At 43.4% G+C, this 18193-nt stretch carries 16 protein-coding genes; all 16 read right to left on the bottom strand.

Features of this window, described 5'->3' with window-relative positions:
- Window positions 1-9: 9 nt before the first annotated feature.
- Entirely contained in the window at window positions 10-876 is an 867-nt protein-coding gene (gene mreC / locus NQ536_RS06450; protein WP_022058997.1) for a rod shape-determining protein MreC, read from the bottom strand.
- Window positions 851-1645 carry a RadC family protein gene (gene radC, locus NQ536_RS06445; protein WP_004850996.1) on the bottom strand — a complete coding sequence of 265 codons (795 nt, stop codon included), beginning with the start codon at window positions 1643-1645 and terminating at the stop codon, window positions 851-853. The genes mreC and radC overlap by 26 nt, the downstream gene beginning before the upstream one ends.
- Before the next feature lie 62 nt (window positions 1646-1707).
- Window positions 1708-2994, bottom strand: coding sequence for a methionine gamma-lyase family protein (locus tag NQ536_RS06440; RefSeq protein WP_004850997.1), 1287 nt, complete (start codon window positions 2992-2994; stop codon window positions 1708-1710).
- Entirely contained in the window at window positions 2991-3941 is a 951-nt protein-coding gene (miaA, locus tag NQ536_RS06435) for a tRNA (adenosine(37)-N6)-dimethylallyltransferase MiaA (protein ID WP_004850999.1), read from the bottom strand. The genes NQ536_RS06440 and miaA overlap by 4 nt, the downstream gene beginning before the upstream one ends.
- A gap of 9 nt (window positions 3942-3950) precedes the next feature.
- On the bottom strand, window positions 3951-6059 hold the full coding sequence (mutL, locus tag NQ536_RS06430; RefSeq protein WP_004851001.1) for a DNA mismatch repair endonuclease MutL: 2109 nt from the start codon (window positions 6057-6059) through the stop codon (window positions 3951-3953).
- A gap of 16 nt (window positions 6060-6075) precedes the next feature.
- Window positions 6076-8676, bottom strand: coding sequence for a DNA mismatch repair protein MutS (gene mutS / locus NQ536_RS06425; protein WP_004851002.1), 2601 nt, complete (start codon window positions 8674-8676; stop codon window positions 6076-6078).
- 29 nt (window positions 8677-8705) lie between these two features.
- Window positions 8706-10157, bottom strand: a complete 1452-nt coding sequence (miaB, locus tag NQ536_RS06420; protein ID WP_004851004.1) for a tRNA (N6-isopentenyl adenosine(37)-C2)-methylthiotransferase MiaB — start codon at window positions 10155-10157, stop codon at window positions 8706-8708.
- 53 nt (window positions 10158-10210) lie between these two features.
- Window positions 10211-11230, bottom strand: coding sequence for a patatin-like phospholipase family protein (locus tag NQ536_RS06415; protein ID WP_004851006.1), 1020 nt, complete (start codon window positions 11228-11230; stop codon window positions 10211-10213).
- 16 nt (window positions 11231-11246) lie between these two features.
- Window positions 11247-11819 carry a 5-formyltetrahydrofolate cyclo-ligase gene (locus tag NQ536_RS06410; protein WP_004851008.1) on the bottom strand — a complete coding sequence of 191 codons (573 nt, stop codon included), beginning with the start codon at window positions 11817-11819 and terminating at the stop codon, window positions 11247-11249.
- Window positions 11820-11833: 14 nt separating this feature from the next.
- The gene (locus tag NQ536_RS06405) at window positions 11834-12052 is read right to left on the bottom strand and encodes a DUF896 domain-containing protein (protein ID WP_044998020.1); all 219 of its coding nucleotides are present in this window, start codon (window positions 12050-12052) and stop codon (window positions 11834-11836) included.
- Window positions 12053-12069: 17 nt separating this feature from the next.
- Window positions 12070-12930 carry a glutamate 5-kinase gene (proB, locus tag NQ536_RS06400; RefSeq protein WP_004851012.1) on the bottom strand — a complete coding sequence of 287 codons (861 nt, stop codon included), beginning with the start codon at window positions 12928-12930 and terminating at the stop codon, window positions 12070-12072.
- A 42-nt stretch (window positions 12931-12972) separates the two neighbouring features.
- Complete coding sequence (locus tag NQ536_RS06395) at window positions 12973-14607, bottom strand: NAD(P)/FAD-dependent oxidoreductase (protein WP_004851014.1); 1635 nt, start codon at window positions 14605-14607, stop codon at window positions 12973-12975.
- Window positions 14591-15835: an aminoacetone oxidase family FAD-binding enzyme gene (locus tag NQ536_RS06390; RefSeq protein WP_004851016.1), complete on the bottom strand. Its 1245-nt coding sequence runs from the start codon at window positions 15833-15835 to the stop codon at window positions 14591-14593. The genes NQ536_RS06395 and NQ536_RS06390 overlap by 17 nt, the downstream gene beginning before the upstream one ends.
- Window positions 15836-15934: 99 nt before the next feature.
- Window positions 15935-16342 (bottom strand): hypothetical protein, encoded by a 408-nt coding sequence (locus NQ536_RS06385; RefSeq protein ID WP_044997986.1) that lies wholly within the window; start codon window positions 16340-16342, stop codon window positions 15935-15937.
- A 241-nt stretch (window positions 16343-16583) separates the two neighbouring features.
- Window positions 16584-17693, bottom strand: coding sequence for a DUF3048 domain-containing protein (locus NQ536_RS06380; protein WP_004851022.1), 1110 nt, complete (start codon window positions 17691-17693; stop codon window positions 16584-16586).
- On the bottom strand, window positions 17680-18192 hold the full coding sequence (gene ybeY, locus NQ536_RS06375; RefSeq protein WP_004851024.1) for an rRNA maturation RNase YbeY: 513 nt from the start codon (window positions 18190-18192) through the stop codon (window positions 17680-17682). Before ybeY ends, NQ536_RS06380 begins: the two co-directional genes overlap by 14 nt.
- Between the last annotated feature and the right edge of the window lies 1 nt (window position 18193).

Here is an 18193-nt window from a genome sequence, read left to right as displayed (position 1 = left end):
CTGCTACTCCTATTCCGAGACATTCTTTTTTGTCTCAAGTATAACAAGAACCTCCTGGATCTTTGAAAAATCACAGGACGGAGTTATATAGGCTGTCTTTGTCAGGTTGTTGGAGTCCTCATCTATCTTTGAGATGTATCCAATATTCAGCCCCGGCAGGTATTTGCTGGACACATACGAGGTAACGACCTGATCTCCTACACTTATATCGGCTTCCTTTTCAATATTCTCTGCAATGAGATAACCGTTCTCGTAATTGTTGACACTTCCCTCCACATTACATATTGCCTCAGATGGCAGGATCATTCCGTTCACATTTGATGTGTCATCTATAACCGATCGGATCTTCGCATAGTCTGAGCCCGCATCCGTGACAATTCCGCATAGTCCGTTGCCAAACATTACATTACAACCGGTCTTTATGCCATCGTCAGTTCCTTTATCTATATAAAAAACATCGAACCATCCGCTCGTATCCTTTGATATAACTCTGGCAGCAGTCTTATTATAATCCGCATACTGAGAATCAAGTTCATATAGCGCCTGAAGCCTCTCGAGCTCATATGAATTCTGCTGATACTGCTCAACCTGCTTCTGTGTCTGTTCCAGCTGCGACTTAAGTTCTTCATTCTCCTTGAGAAGTGTGTCATAATTCTCAAATGCCTCAGTCTTACTCTGAACCCAGCGTCCGATGGTGTTGACTCCCTTCTGCATAGGCTGCACTATCATGTTGGAGACTTCCCTGATAGGGGCAAATGCTCCCCCTGCAAACAGTGAGATCACCATGAGGATAACGCAAAAAACCGTAAGTCCCAAAAGGACATACCTCGGCGATATCTCTATTCTTTTTCTATTCCTGTTTCGTCTTCGTTTCATTGAATATACCTCGCTCAGCCAAACTGACATAGCAGTTGTTGCCTAATATTATATGATCTGACAGATCAATCCCTATCATACTTCCCGCATCTGATATCCTGTATGTTATATCTATGTCCTCGCCGCTCGGTGTAGGATCCCCGGAGGGATGATTGTGTACAAGTATTATGAATACTGCTTCGTATTTCAGAGCCTGCACAAACACCTCCCGTGGTGAAAGCATAGAACTGTTGACAGTTCCCTCTGATATGCGCACATCCTTGATCAATTTATGTTTTGAATCAAACATAAGCAGATAGACATACTCTTTTTCAAGATATCTCGTATTCTCCATAAAATAGTCCGCAATACTTTGCGGAGAATGAAATGACATAAATGGTTTCAGCGTAGCCCTGGCCATTCTTCTTGATATCTCTGCAAGACATTTCATCTGTACCGCCTTAACTTTGCCGACACCCTCAATGTCCTCAAGATCTCCTGTGGTCAGATAATTAAGTCCCACTATCCCCTTGTGTATCGGGTGGGCGTCAAGTATCCTGTACGCTGTAGTGAGGGCGTTTGCCCTCTGGCTTCCAGTCCGCAGTATAACTGCCAGAAGCTCCGCATCAGAGAGGACCTCAACTCCGTATTTGTAGCTTTTCTCATAAGGTCTCTCTGTCTCGGACATCTCTTTCATTATGATGTGATCTCCGGCAGACTGCTGTTCTGTCATCTCTGACAATGGATCTGTGAATTTTTCTGATAAGATACTATTTGTTCTGTTTTTCATATGTTCCTCCTTCCGCCTCTCCAAGCGCGCAGGAACAATGGTCTTTCGACCAACTTATTAATCTACCATACTATGAGTTTTTTTTCTACCATTTTCTGTAATGACATTATTATGCCGTACTTTGCATGTGGATATGTAAGCCCTCCCTGAAAATATACAGCATAAGGCGGACGCATAGGTGCATCGGCTGAAAGCTCTATAGATGATCCGGAGACAAATGCTCCTGCCGCCATTATAACCGGTGAATCATACCCAGGCATATCCCATGGTTCAGGACGAACATAACTGTCAACCGGTGCAGCCGCCTGGATTCCCTCGCAGAACGCAACGACACGCTCCGGGGTCTGCAGTTCCACTGCCTGTATTATGTCGTATCTCTCCTCGGTGCTGTCTGGAACTGACTTAAAACCTAGACCCTCATATACATTTGCCGCAAATATGGCCCCCTTAAGCGCACTTGCAGTGACTGTTGGAGCCATGAAGAGTCCTTGCGTGAGTGCCTTTGTGTTGCCAAGGGATGCTCCGACTTCCTTGCCAAGACCTGGAGTAGTCAGTCTGTAGGATGCATTCTCCACATATTCCTTCTTTCCACAGATATATCCACCTATAGGGGCAAGTCCGCCACCCGGATTCTTGATGAGGGAACCGACCACAAGGTCTGCACCGACATCCGATGGTTCTACCTCCTGTACAAACTCACCGTAACAGTTGTCTACCATACATATGATATCAGGATTTATGCTCTTTACCGCCTTGATAGCCTCTCCTATCTGCTGGACTGATAATGTCTTTCTGACCGCATATCCCTTGGATCTCTGTATCTCTACAAGCTTTGTTCTGTTGTTTATCGCCTTCTTTATCCCATCAATATCAAACTCTCCATCTGGTAGTAGATCGACCTGGGCATATGTCACACCATATTCCGCAAGTGAACCTCTTGAATCCCTGATACCGATTATCTCGTCCAACGTATCATATGGTTTTCCGGCAATTGCAAGTATCTCATCACCTGGACGGAGATTGCCAAACATAGCCGTACATAGCGCATGAGTTCCGCACACTATCTGGCTTCTCACCAGTGCATCCTCAGTGTGAAACACATCTGCATATATCCTTTCAAGAGCATCTCTTCCATCGTCTGTATATCCGTAACCTGATGAACCGGCAAAGTGAGCCTCTGACAGCCTGTTGTCCTGCATTGCCTTGAGCACCTTCAGCTGATTTATCTCGCTGACAGCATCTATTTTCGCAAATCTGTCTTTGAGTTTCTCCTCCACGCTGTTACAGTACTCAAACACTCTCTCATCTACATTAAGTGACTTATAATAGTCCTTCAGCATATCCTTCATCTCTGTATAATCTCCTTTTCGCGAAGCCTTTCTATCATGAACGACAATATATCCGCCTCGCTGTCAAATTCATTTTTGTTTACCCAGGTGACCTGTTTTTCCCTCTTAAACCAGGTGACCTGTCTCTTAGCAAAATGTCTTGTATCCCTCTTTAATGTATACACAGCCTCATCTAAAGTGTATCGTTCCTGGATATAATCGATCATCTCTTTGTATCCGAGTCCCTGCATGGACACAAGATCTCTGCTATATCCCTCATCCACCAGGGATTTGACTTCGTCAAGAAGCCCATCTTCAAGCATGATGTCAATCCGTCTGTCTATTCTATCATATAATTTTTGCCTGTCATCATTTAACACAAAATATTCAAAATTATATGGCGATTCCTTCTGGGACTCTGCCTCATTGTGCTCAGATATCTTCGTGCCGGTCTTCTTGTAAAATTCTAGCGCCCTGATCACTCTCTTTACATTATTTTCATGTATCTTCTCCGCAGACTCAGGATCCACACCCGCAAGCATATCATGTATATATGAGTTGCCATGTTCAGCGGCAAGGGTCTGCAGTTCCTCGCGGTAGGACATATCATTATCGTTATCCTCAAAATTTATATCATACAAAAGTGCCTGGATATAAAATCCTGTACCGCCTACTACGACTGGTATCTTTCCTCGACTGTATATATCCTTCATGGCCTCAAGTGCATATTTTTTGAAAAGCACAACATTGAAGTCCTCTCCCGGATCAAGAATATCTATCAGATGATGCCTAACCCCCTGCATCTCTGATTGCTGTATCTTGGCTGTGCCTATATTCATTTTTCTGTATACCTGCATGGAATCGGCTGAAATGATCTCACCATCCACAGCCTTAGCCAGCCCTATCGAGAGCGCCGTCTTGCCGACAGCTGTAGGTCCGGTTAGAATTATCAATGGTCTGTTATTCATACATATCTCCTACACTATACGCTTGAACTTTTTCTCTATCTCCGCCTCAGTCATGGATATGACCGTCGGACGTCCATGAGGGCAGGTGTACGGATTTTCAAGCTTTAAGAGCTGGTCGATCAGTGCATCAGCTTCCTTGAAGCTTATTTCCGTATTACCCTTTATCGCAGCCTTGCACGCCATAGTTGACAGCTTATGTATAAACACATCTATGGTAACTTTTTTCGCACTGCTGCTCGCATCTGCGATAAAGTCTATAAACAGTTCTCTGCCGTCAAGCCCGAACAGGTTGTCAGGGACAGCGTTAAGCTTGAATTCCCTGCCACCAAAGTTTTCTATCTGATATCCAAGGGCCTCAAACGTTTCCATGTTCTCATGAAGAAACTCTATCTCTGTAGCACTGAGAGTCACCACCGCAGGAGGCATAAGATACTGTGAATATATCTTCTTGTTCTTATAATTCTCCATGAGTTCCTCATACTTTACCTTCTCATGGGCAGCATGCTGATCCATGATGAAGAACTTTCCGTCATACTCTATGAGCCAGTATGTCTTGAATAGCTGTCCTATAAGTCTATGTTTTGCACGGGCTTCCTTGGTCAGGAACTTCTCCTGGAACATATTCTGCTGGACATACTTCCTGTCATCCACGGCCATATAGGATGCTTTACTCTCCGCAACTTTACTGCCTGGAATCTCCTGATGCCTGCCACTATATGAATATCCGGATTTTTGCGGTTGTTCATATGTATTGTTGTCAGACTTTTTTTCCGCAGATGTATTTGTATCTTTTGTCTCATCTATGACATCTATAATAGGTCTTACCGGAGCAGGTATATTATCTGGCTTTAACGGCTGCTGTAGCGCTGTAGATGTCCCCTCTGGTCTTGCTTGGCTCTCTGAAGTTGACGCTCTCTCCGGTTTCATCTGTCGCTGATCTAGTACAGGTGCGTTCTCCGACTTCACCAGGCTATTGTCTGTCACCATATGTGTCGGGGCTGCCTTTGCCTGTGCCACAGGACCAACAAGTGCCTCACGTCTCTTATTCTCAAACGCCTCTGGCGCATCTCCAACATTTCTCTGCTTATATGTCTCAGGTTTTGAATCCTTGCCTGGTGCCACATCAGGTATAAGCTCCTTAAACAAAAGCGTTTCCCTTATGGCATTGTAGGTGAAGCTGTAGATATCCTGGCTGTTTGCAAATTTCAGCTCCATCTTGGTAGGATGGACATTTACATCTAAAAGATCAGGTCTCACCTGGAAATTGATCTCTGTAAATGGAAACTTGTGTATCATGACAAATGTCCTGAATGCATCCTCGATCGCCTTTGTGAGCACCGCACTCTTTATATATCTGTGATTTACATAGTAGCCTTCAAACGATCTGTTTCCCCTTGATATACAAGGCCTTGCTATATATCCGGAGATCTTCATATAGTCATTCTCCGCATTTATCTCAAGAAGATTTGAGGTGATGTCTCTTCCATAGATATGGTAGATTATATCCCGCAGTTTTCCATTTCCGGATGTAAACAGCTTGTCAGTTCCATTTGAGATGAACTTAAATGAAATTTTAGGATGAGACATGCATATACGACACATAAGGTCGTATATATAGCTTATCTCCGTCAGATCAGTCTTCATGAACTTCTTTCTCGCCGGTGTATTGTAGAAAAGATTTCTGACAATGATGGTTGTTCCACCTGGAGCGCCTATCTCCTCGCTAGATATCTCCCTGCCACCGTGTATCTGGTATCTGAGTCCCGTCACATCGTCAGCAGTCTTTGTTATCATCTCAACCTGTGCAACCGACGCAATACTGGCAAGAGCCTCACCTCTAAAGCCCAGCGACGAGATACTTAATAGATCCTCAACAGTCACAAGCTTACTTGTGGCGTGTCTCAGAAATGCAAGCTTCACCTCGTCCTTCTTTATTCCGGAACCGTTGTCTGTGACTCTGAGAAATGAGAGTCCACTGCCCTTTACCTCAACAGTTATTGCTGTGGCGCCTGAGTCTATGGAATTTTCCACAAGCTCCTTTATGACCGAGCTTGGCTTCTCAATAACCTCACCGGCCGCTATCTTGTTTATCGTATTCTGGTCTAATACTTTTATCATTACTTATCGCTCCTTATTATTTAAGTCGCTCCTGCAATTCATTTAAATAAAGTAATGCCTTCATAGGTGTCATGTTGGACAGGTCAACACACTTTATGTCCTCAATCACCTGTGACTCGGCAAGTGAGCCAAACATTGACATCTGGGTGTCATCATTTTTCGGCTTGAAATCATTTGTAATTTTTATCTCTTTCAGCTTGTTTGTTATGTCCTTATCAATAAGCTGATTGCATATCTCATTAGCTCTGGCTATAACGACATCCGGCACGCCGGCAAGCTTTGCAACCTGTATGCCGTAACTTCTGTCGGCTCCTCCCTTGACAATCTTTCTGAGGAACACTATGTCGTCTCCGTCCTCCTTGACAGCTATACAGTAGTTGTTCACAGCCGACAGCTTGCCCTCAAGCTCCGTGAGCTCATGGTAATGTGTTGCGAACAATGTCTTTGCACCGAGTAGTTCGCTGTTGCTTATATACTCCACGACAGCCCATGCGATTGCGAGTCCGTCATATGTGCTTGTTCCTCGTCCTATCTCATCAAGAATAAGCAGACTGTTCTTTGTTGCATTTCTGAGAATATTTGCAACCTCGCTCATCTCCACCATGAATGTGGATTGCCCAGATGCAAGGTCGTCGGAGGCTCCTACTCTTGTAAATATCCTGTCGCAGATGCCTATATCCGCAGATGCCGCAGGGACAAAGCTACCAACCTGAGCCATGAGTACTATAAGCGCAGTCTGTCTCATGTATGTGGACTTACCAGCCATGTTAGGACCAGTTATGATAGATATCCTGCTCTCATGGTTGTTCAGATATGTGTCATTTGTGATGAACATGTCGTTGTTCAACATCTTCTCAACAACTGGGTGTCTTCCATCCTTGATATTGATAACTCCATCGTTATTGATATCTGGTCTCACATATCCATTTTTTATTGCAACATACGAAAGAGAGCACAGTGCGTCTAGCATAGCTATATTGTGTGCTGTCCTCTGAACCCTTGTGAGTTCCGCCGCAAGTGTATCACGAAGTTCCACATAAGTGTTGTACTCCAGAGCTACAAGCTTATCAGATGATCCAAGGATAACTCCAGCCAGTCTGTCAAGCTCCTCAGTGGTGTATCTCTCAGAATTGGCAAGTGTCTGCTTTCTGATGAAGTAGTCCGGGACTAGACTCTTATATGAGTTTGTTACGTCAAAATAATATCCAAACACCTTATTGAATTTTATCTTGAGGTTCTTGATACCTGTCTTTTCCCGCTCCCTGGCCTCGAGTTCTGCTATCCAGTTTTTGCCATCGGTTGTCGCGTTCTTCAGTGTATCTATGTCCTCAAGATATCCATCCTTGAATATTCCGCCTTCCCTGATAAGTATAGGCGGTTCATCAACTATAGCGCGGTCAAGCAGTTCGTATAGATCATGCAGGTCATCAATTCCCTCCCTGATTTCCGTAAGTCCATCCGAATAAAAATTACCAAGCACCTGTATGATGGCCGGAAGCAGATGTATGGAAGTCTTAAATGCCAGAAGATCCCTTGGATTTGCAGTTCTCAGTGATATTCGTGTCATAAGTCTCTCAAGATCATATATGGTATTCAGATACTCACGAATTTCATCTCTGTCTATTACAGAATTGTTAAGTTCTGCTATGGCGTCAAGTCTAGCCTCTATATCATCTTTATGGATAAGGGGCTGCTCTATCATATTTCTGAGCATTCTCGCTCCCATGGCCGTCTTGGTCTTATCCATTACCCACAGCAGTGAGCCTCTCTTCTGTTTATCCCTAAGTGTTTCTGTCAATTCCAGATTTCTTCTCGATGAGCTGTCTATGATCATATAGTCTTCGATTGAATACACATCCATTCTGTTGATATGATCCAGCGAATTCTTCTGAGTCTCATGGAGATATTGCAAAAGTGCACCTACAGAAATCAGAATATCCTCCTGATCATCTTCTATGCCCAGACCATCTATAGATCCGACCTTGAACTGTCTCTTTATAAAGTCCTCGCATGTATCATCATTGAAGTAGTGTGATGGAGCCTCGGATATCGTTATCTTCATTTTCTCCTTCATGTAATCAAAGTTCAGATCACATGACAAAAATGCTCCATTTCCTATGATCTCCGTCGGAGAATATTTGTTGATCTCATCGTACAATTTGGCTGTGGATGAGACATGGCAGGAACGGAACTCTCCTGTAGTGATATCGCACACTGCTAAGCCATACTCCTCATTGCATCCAAATATGCACATGAGATAATTATTCCTCGTTTCATCAAGAATAGCCTGGGACATATTTGTACCAGGCGTGACTATTCGTATAACCTCTCTCTTTACTAGACCCTTTGCAAGCTTCGGATCCTCCATCTGCTCGCATATAGCTACCTTGTAACCCTTCTCTATCAGCTTGTTAATATAAATGTCACAAGCGTGATACGGAACACCGCACATAGGTGCCCGTTCCTCCTGACCGCAGTCCCTGCCGGTCAGTGTTATCTCAAGTTCTCTGGACGCCGTCAAGGCATCATCGAAGAACATCTCGTAAAAATCTCCCAGTCTGTAGAAGAGAATACAGTCCTTATACTGATTCTTAACTTCCATATACTGAGCCATCATTGGTGTTAATGCTGCCACTTCAACTACTCCTATTCTGCTAATTCACCCATGTAATAAAATCCCTTGCACTCAACAAGCTTTACATTCAGTATCTTTCCAACCATCTCCGCACACCCAGGGAAATGGACAAGTATGTTATTCGATAGTCTTCCAGTCAGGAGACCATCACCCTTCTCGTCAAAGCCCTCAACAAGGACCGGCTGTGTCTGCCCCTTTATCGCAAGTGTCTTCACATCACTTATCTCCTGAACACGCCTTAAAAGCCTGTTGTATCTATCCTGTATCTCTTCCTTTGTGGAACCGTTCTCCATGCCGGCTGCCGGAGTACCGGTTCTCTTTGAATATATAAATGTAAATGCAGTGTCGTACTGCACCTTCTCAACCACATCCATAGTCTCAAGAAAATCCTCCTCGGTCTCACCAGGAAAACCGACGATGATATCTGTAGTAAGTGATATCTCCGGAACCTTCGTCCTTATACGGTCGACAAGCGCAAGATAAGATTCCTTTGTATACCGCCTGTTCATGGCATTAAGTATCTTCGTCGAACCCGACTGTACCGGCAGATGCAGATGTCTGCAGACCTTAGGATTATCCGCTATCACATCTATCAGCTCATCCGACAGATCCTTTGGATGAGATGTCATAAATCTGACTCTCTGAATCTTCTCTATGGTGCATATTCTTCTGAGCAGTTCGGCAAATGTGATCGGATGTTCGAGATTCTTGCCGTAGGAATTGACATTCTGCCCCAGCAGCATGATCTCAACCACTCCATCATCAGCCAGTCTCTCACATTCCGCTATAATATCCTCTGGATTTCTGCTCCGTTCCCTACCTCTTACATAAGGAACAATACAGTATGTGCAGAAGTTGTTGCATCCAAACATGATATTTACACCTGATTTGAATGGGAATTCTCTGACTGCCGGGAGATCTTCCACAACCTCCTTTGCATCCTTCCATATATCTATCACCATACTTCCAGACTCTATCCTATTTACAAATATCTCTGCAAGTTTATAAACATTGTGAGTTCCAAATACCATATCCACAAATCTATAACTCTTGCTGATAATCTCGACTACATGCTGTTCCTGCATCATGCATCCACACAGAGCTATTTTCATCTCAGGATTCTTCTCCTTGAGATGTTTCATAAGTCCTAAATGTCCGTACACCTTTCTGTTGGCATTCTCCCTCACCGTACACGTATTATATATGATAAAGTCCGCATGTTCGGACTCTGTTCTCACATATCCCATCTGTTCAAGTATTCCGGCAAGCTTTTCGGAATCCCTGACATTCATCTGACAGCCAAATGTCTGGATGGAACAGGTGAGATCACGTCCAAGAGACTTACTTCTTGCTGTGACGTACTCCCTGCCTTTTCTTATAAAGTAATACTGCCTCTCCGGCTCCTCAAGCGGAGCTGGAAGCCCTAGATCTATGCTGTCAATAACGTTTTTCAAATCATTCATAATCTCTATGTATCCTTATCTATTTCTTTAAAGATGCGTAAACCCATTCGTAATTATTCATCTATGCCGAGCTTTCCAAGTATTCTCCCTATATCACCCATGGTATTTTTCACATTGGAATCTGCGGCATCCATGCTCATCTGTGTTTTTATGTCGGCAAGGTCAATATCCCTGTAATGGTCTATCGCTGCAATGTAATCAGGATCATGTTCAAAATGAACCTTCAACGCTCTCATGGTATCTCTGTATCCGAGCATGCTTCTGAATTTCACTGAATTTGCAGAAAAATTCAGGGTTCCGTCTATGAGATCACCAAGACTCACACTTGGATATATCTCTATGAAATCCGCATCAGGATACTCCGAAAGCTCCTTCCTTGAATCCGCGTTCAGCCCACACACCACAATATGTCTGTATCCAATATCGTACAGTGGTTTCACTGGAACATTATCCGCAAGCCCACCATCACAGTACTCTTTGCCATTATATGTAACTGACTCATATAGGAGAGGAAGTGTCGATGACGCCATGACTACAGTATTTATCTCCTCTTTATTCTTACCTGATAGGTCTATATACTCAGCATTTTTAGGTCCATCCTGAACGCATTCAGCAATAGTCGCATATATCTTCGGAATACCGGACGAAAGCTTATCATAATCCAGATAACTGCCCATGAGTTTCAACATTTCTTTTCTGGATAAAAATCCCAGTTTGTCGTTGAACAACAGATCCGAGTCAACATCAAACACAGTCTCAAAATGTATCTGCCTCCATGCATCATCACATCTGTCTGGATCGTTGCACGCAAAGAGAACAGCATTTATTGCTCCTATCGATGTGCCAGATATCGCATCTACTTTTTTCATGAGCCCATATTCTGTGAGTGCTCTGTAAACTCCAAGCTGGTATGCACCCTTGCCTCCGCCTCCTCCAAGACAAAGTGCATATCTGTCATTACCTGAATTCGATGTACTATCGCTTGTATGTGGCGATGATGTCTCCCGCATTTTGTCTATTTGAATCTTTTTTTCAAGTTCAGCAATCTTCGCCGCTATCTCATCCCTGTTCATTTACCCCATGACCTCCTCATGATATAACCTTTGATTCTGTTACTATGATATGCGGTTTTATGTCGGTCTGTTCACTGGCTATGGATTCAACTATCTGGCAGTCATATGCCAGGGCCGCAGTGACGAGATATTCATGCTTTTCAAGATATCTGTCGTAATAACCACCGCCAAAACCTATCCTGCTGCGCGTTTTGTCAAATGCCACTCCAGGCATGAACATTAGTCCGTCTTTGATCTCGCTCCGGTCATCGGACTTTGGTTCGAGTATTCCAAAGTTTCCAGGAGCAAGTTCTCCATAGTCTGCAATTTCTATAAATTCCATCTCTTTCCCATAAACCTTTGGAACATATACATGCTTGCCGTCAGCCCACGCCCTCTCAATTATAAGCTTTGTATCCACCTCATTTCCCTTTGATATGTATGCACATATATTACGGGCATTCACATATTCCGGAAGTTCTGAGAGACGCTTGCATATAAGTTCAGATCTCCGTACACAGTCAGCTCTGTCCATGGCATTCCTGACCGCTTTTATTCTCTTCCTTATAACGGCTTTGCTGCCGGAATTAACATTATTTTCGCTACTCATGATCAAGCCCGCATCTATGCCTTTCTTGTAGGATCAAGATCCTGTAGTTTTGTTATGGATCCATCTTTCTCCTTGATATCAATGTTGTTGAGAGTGCTTCTCAGATTATTCCTGATTGCAAATATATATTCCTGACGAAGCTGCTGCTGTTCAGCCTTCTCTTCATCGCTGAGCCCTTCCGCCTTAGACTTGTGATATAACTCATTTATGCGTGCAATTTTTGCCGCATCCATTATAGATTCGTTCATAACTAAATAAGATACTCCTTGTTTAATATAAATCTCACCACGTCAAAATCATGATCCTTATACGCCGTGAACAGTGTACCGATACTTTCTCCGCTCATAACCCTGACTATATTGTCCATGTCTGCCCCTGATACTATGACCATATCCGAATTGGAGTTTGTCGCAATCCTCGCGGCAGCGATCTTTGTCGTCATGCCACCCGTTCCATATTTGGATCCTGCACCTTTTCCCATATCCATGATATGATCGTCTATACAGTTGACCTCTGGAATGAGTCTGGCACCAGGATTATTGTGCGGATCATCAGTGTACAGTCCGTCTATATCAGTGAGCAGTATAAGAAGATCGGCATGGATCATGGATGCAACTATTGCTGAAAGCGTATCGTTATCGCCAAATGCAACGCTGTCATCAAGCTCATCGATGGCAACAGTATCATTCTCATTGACTATAGGCACAACGCCAAGCTGAAGCAGTTCATTGAATGTGTTGATTGCATTCTTTCTCCTCTCATCCGATGATATGACATCAAAAGTCAGAAGAACCTGAGCTGCCGTGCTGTGATACTCCTGAAACAGCTTCTGGTATATCATCATGAGCTGTCCCTGTCCAACTGCTGCACACGCCTGTCTGAGCGACGTCGTCTTAGGTCTTCTGGCAAGTCCAAGCGCCTGTACCCCGACGCCGATTGCTCCAGATGATACAAGAACCACATCCTTATCCTGATTCCTAAGGTCACAAATGATGCGGACAAGCTTTTCAAGCTTTGTGTAGTCTAGTCCGCCTGTTTCCTCGTGTATGAGCGATGACGAACCTATCTTAATAACTATCTTCTTTTTGTCTTTCAAATATTCTCTGTCCATTTATATTCTCCTGTGTACGACCTGTACTCCTGTATATTTATATTATTTTATATCTGTACTGTCTGTTATAGAATCACTGCTGTATCTGGAGGCAATGGCCTCCGCAACCTTCATTCCATCCACGGCAGCAGAGGTTATTCCCCCAGCATACCCGGCTCCTTCACCGCACGGATATATGCATGTGCCCTCGCTTCTAAGATCCTCACCCCTTATCATCCTTACAGGCGATGACGTTCTCGCCTCTATTCCAGACAAAACGGCATCGTCAGAGGAATACCCTGGCATTCTCCTGTCAAATGACACAACTCCTTCTATTATAGCATCCTTTATATACTCTGGCAAACAGCATTTAAGGCTCGTAAGCCTGTACTGTCCCTTTATCTGAGGTGTGACACCGCCAAGTTTTTCTGATGGCCTGTCGTCTCTATAATCTCCAAAAAGCTGTACAGGAACTGCTCCATTTCCCGCATCATACGCAGCTTTTTCCCACTTTCTCTGAAACTCCATACCTGCAAGAGGATGAGCTGAACCAAAGTCGTCAGGGGTGACATTTACCACTATGGCACTATTGGAATTTTCACCGTCTCTTCCACTGTAACTCATTCCATTTACACAGATCATGCCCGGCTCAGATGATGCATTGACAACATATCCACCCGGGCACATACAGAATGAATATACCGCCCTGCCATTTGACGCCTGGTGTGTCATCTTATAGTCCGCCGCAGGGAGCAGTTTCTTGTACAGCGGATCATCACCGTACTTCATAACATCGATATCAGACCTTTTGTGCTCAATTCTAAGTCCCATTGCAAATGACTTCTGCTCCATAGGAATTCCAGATCTGTAAAGCATCTCCACAGTATCTCTTGAACTGTGTCCAAGAGCCAGCACAAGTGCATTTGTCCTGTACGTACGAAGCTCGCCGCTCACAAGGTCCTTTACATGCACATCAACCTCGTCATCCGAGAGCTTGTCATACCCAACAAAAAGACTTTCAAACATCACATCTCCGCCAAGTTTTATGATGTCACACCTCATATTTTTTACGACAGCTGCAAGCACATCGGTGCCTATATGTGGCTTATTTATGTAGGTGATGGATGAGTCTGCCCCATATCTGACAAATGTGTTCATCACCTCGGTACGTCTTCCAGAGCCATCTTTTATGACAGTGTTGAGCTTTCCATCGGAAAATGTTCCGGCACCACCCTCACCAAATTGCACGTTGCTGTTTGGATCAAGTTCGGCTTTGCCATCCCAGAATGAATTTATCTGCTTCATTCTCCTGTCAACGTCCATTCCACGCTCGATAACCAAAGGCTTAAATCCCACCCTGGCAAGATAAAGCGCTGCAAAAAGTCCTGCAGGTCCTGTTCCCACAACAACCGGTCTGTGCTTCATAGGAACATTTCCTCCATCAGGGAAACTGTATGTCACAGTATTTGTTAACATAATATTATTATTGTGAAGCTGCTTAACGAGCTTCTGCTCATTTGGAACTTCAACATCTATTGATGCGATATATTTAACCTGGTTTCGTTTTCTGTCATCCAACGACAATTTGAAAATATGATAAGGGGGTATATGTTTTATTTTAAGATTTTTCCTTATCACATCCTCAATATCTCTCTGTTCAAATTTCAGTCCTAATTTTACATTATTTATTCTTATCATGAGTAAGTCTCTTTCCCGCAGCCTCACCTGCGCGCATACCGGTCATAACAGCCCACATTATATTATAACCACCACATTTTCCTGTGACATCTGCATACTCACCTGCCACATACAATCCCTTATATCCATCAGCCTCCATGGAATCAGGACGTAGCTGCCTCGTATCTATCCCTCCGCAGGCTGCTTGTGATTCATCATATCCGCCATGACCTGATATCTCAAATCTCATATGCTTGATTTCAAAAACCATTCTGTCAAGTTCTTCATCAGTTAATCTGGCAGCCGTAACTGACTTCAGTTCCAGTCTGTTTATTATGAATCTGGCGATCTTTTCATTGACAAGGCCATTAGACATAGCCTCCAAACGTCTGTCGGGATTGCTGTCTCTGAATTTTCTCAGATATCCCAACACGTCATCCTCATCCATCTCAGGAACAAGCGTGACCTCTACCACCGGTGTTCTGCCATCATTCAAAAGGTCAATACATTGCATACTCAGGTTGAAAACAGCAATTCCGGACAGCCATCCATCAGCAAACTGTATTTCACCAGACTCGGAATCGTATACATCTCCATCACAGAGAAGTGATACCCGGCATCTTGCACGGACTCCGGCAAGATCAGATGTATCCTCACGAGTCTTTAACCTGCAGAGCGCAGGATGAGGCGCTATTGTTCTGATATCTGTATTTTCTAAAAGTCTGTATACAGATTCTGTTCCCCCAAGCTTTGGAGCGGCCGCACTTCCAGGCGCAGCCACAACTGTTCTCGCCGTATATTCAGCGCAGTCAGTAACGATTCCGTACATCTCGTCTGTGGGTTCCACAGACTCAGCTTCCTCTGTTGTATGTATCTCGATTCCAAGATGTTTTATTCTGTCTGAAAGTGCCCACACAACAGTGGACGCCTGCATGGACTGGGGATAAAGATATCCGCCGTCATCATATATTGCAACACCAAGATCCATAAAGAATTCCTTAAGTTTTTTATAGCTCTCCGTATTTATTATCTGATATGGGAAAAATTCATTACAGCTGTGGTAACTCGACAGATCAAGGGCCGAGTTTGCAATGTTACATCTGCCATTTCCTGTTGCATATAGTTTTTTCCCAAGCTTTTTGTTCCTGTCAATTATCAGAATCTTTGCCTTTTCACACGTCTCCTTCGCCTTTATCGCTGCAGTCATTCCCGCCGGACCGCCGCCGATCACTATAGTATCATATATCATCTCTTCACCTGTTCTCTCTAGTTTAATGTATCTAAATCGTTTCCATTTAAATTAAATCGTTTATATTAACCTTATATATTTTTGATTTTTCCATTTTTTTCAATCTTCTTCAATAGATACCACAAATTTCTCTGCATCCGCAATGTCTTCAAAATATATCCTCTTTGAAAGGCATTTCCTGATCCTTATATCCACAGACTCAAATGGTATACCCGTTTCAAAGCAAATGCTCCCATATCTGTTAAACACCGTTACGCATCCATTATACAGTCCCACATAGAAGAATCTGTGCTCAAATTCCGCCTCGGCACCGACAACTATGCCGCCCATCAGATCTGGGGAGACATTGTCCATAGCTATCATATCTTCTTTTTCTTTTTCGCTGCGATGAGATCTCTGCCCCATGTCATTATATTGCCTGTTGCTCTGCAGAACAACCTCTCTGCAGAAAAATGCAAACGCAAATATACTGATAATGATAATAAATAAATACACGGCTCTTTTCAAGCAGAAAACCCTCCTTTTATGTCATCTATCTTCAGATGATGATGCTGAAAGCGCATAAATACACTCTCTTCTCTGTATTAGGGATATCCATTTTTGCTGTATCTATACCGGTTCATGTTGCGTTCAAAACATAAAAAGCGGATATTTATATATCAGATCTGTTTACGATCAAAATATATAATATCCGCTTTAAAATAAAATATATTATCCTGTCATATCAGGATCCGTCAGGGATCCTTTATTATTCCCATACAACTCCTGCCTTGTTATCACTCTCAAAAACTGTCACATATGTCTTACCAGGATTAAGCTTTAATTCCTTGCCATCCTCTGTATAGTACTTTGTGACTGCGCTGTCATCAGACTTGGTCCATGTAACAGGTATGAGCTGTCCGTCAGATACATAGTATCCATCTCCTGAACCGACCAGATCAATGAGCTGTCTGTCATGGTCATCTATGCTTGTGTAATGAGCAAACTGTATGATGATATTCTTGAATGAAAGCTGCTTACCTGTGAGATCATCTATCTGCTTGTCACCATATTGGAATCTCTTGTATACCTTGTTTTTTGAATCATATTCAAACCAAGGCTGTGTATATACAGACATATTAAGTGTGAGTTTCTTCACTGCCTCACCTCTTGGCGCTGTGTCTTCCTCATTAAACTCGAATTTGCTCTTGAAGTTCTTCTCATGCTCCGTTCTACAGCCCAGATAATCAAGACCAGCCTTTATCATGTCACTGTTTGTATATACATTGTGCGGAGCCTCTCTGTCGGATGATCTGTAGAACGAAACAGATCCCTCACCACCAAGGCCACTTATATGATCTATTCCCGTTTTGTCAAGCTCCTCCTGTCCCTGTGGAGACTGTCCATAATGCATGTAAATGGCATCATACTCCATGGCTGTTGTAACATAGTAAGGTCTGCAGCTTCTTATGGAACCAACTTTCTCAAGGTTGCTGTAATCACTATATATAGCAAGCATTCTTGTGATTCCGCCCTCTACAACAAATTCGTATAGGATATCTGCCTGGCCGATTCCTGACTGAGGGATTGCATTCTCAATATTGTTGATCATGACAGCAAGCGGACGTCCATACTCTTCTTTTCTCTTTGTGTTCCACTGACCTGTGAGATCGTTATATATTCCCTCATGAAATGTCTCATCTATCGCATCCGCAGACTTCATCATATCAGTCTGTGTAACGTCAACCTCCGCCTTTGCCTCTGTTGTAGCTGCTGTACTTGGCTCCTCCTTGGAACCACATCCAAACAGTGAAAGTCCCATAACCACTGCAGTGGCAAGAACAAGTCCCTTCTTTAATCCCTTTTTAGATTTCTTCATAGTCTCTCGTGTATCCTTTCGTAGTAAGTATTTTTTCCTGCATGTCTTCCATGACCTTACGCTCATCTTCCTCCATGTGGTCATACCCCGACAGATGGAGCATGCTGTGGGCAACAAGAAAAGCCAGCTCTCTCGTCTTTGAGTGATTGTACTCAGCTGCCTGCTCATACACCTTGTCAATAGATATTACGATATCTCCCAATAGCAGTTCACCTGTAGTAAGATCAAAGTTGTCACACCGGCTATCCTCGAGACCATCAAAGTTTCCAGGAATTGTATAATCAATCAGCGGAAATGACAGGACATCTGTAGCCCTGTCAATATTCCTCTGCTGGTTATTAATCTCATGTATGGAGTCATTGTCCGTCAGAAGGACATTGACCTCACACACATATGGGCATTTGAGAAAATCCAGAGACGCCTGTATTATCTCATTTATCACCGTCTCATAATTTTTTATCTCTATATCCCCATATTCATTCTCAATATTAACTGACATA

Source organism: Coprococcus eutactus (assembly GCF_025149915.1).
Lineage (GTDB): Bacteria > Bacillota > Clostridia > Lachnospirales > Lachnospiraceae > Coprococcus > Coprococcus eutactus.
Note: the sequence above shows the minus strand (reverse complement) of the source record. Positions and strands in the feature narration are given on the sequence as shown.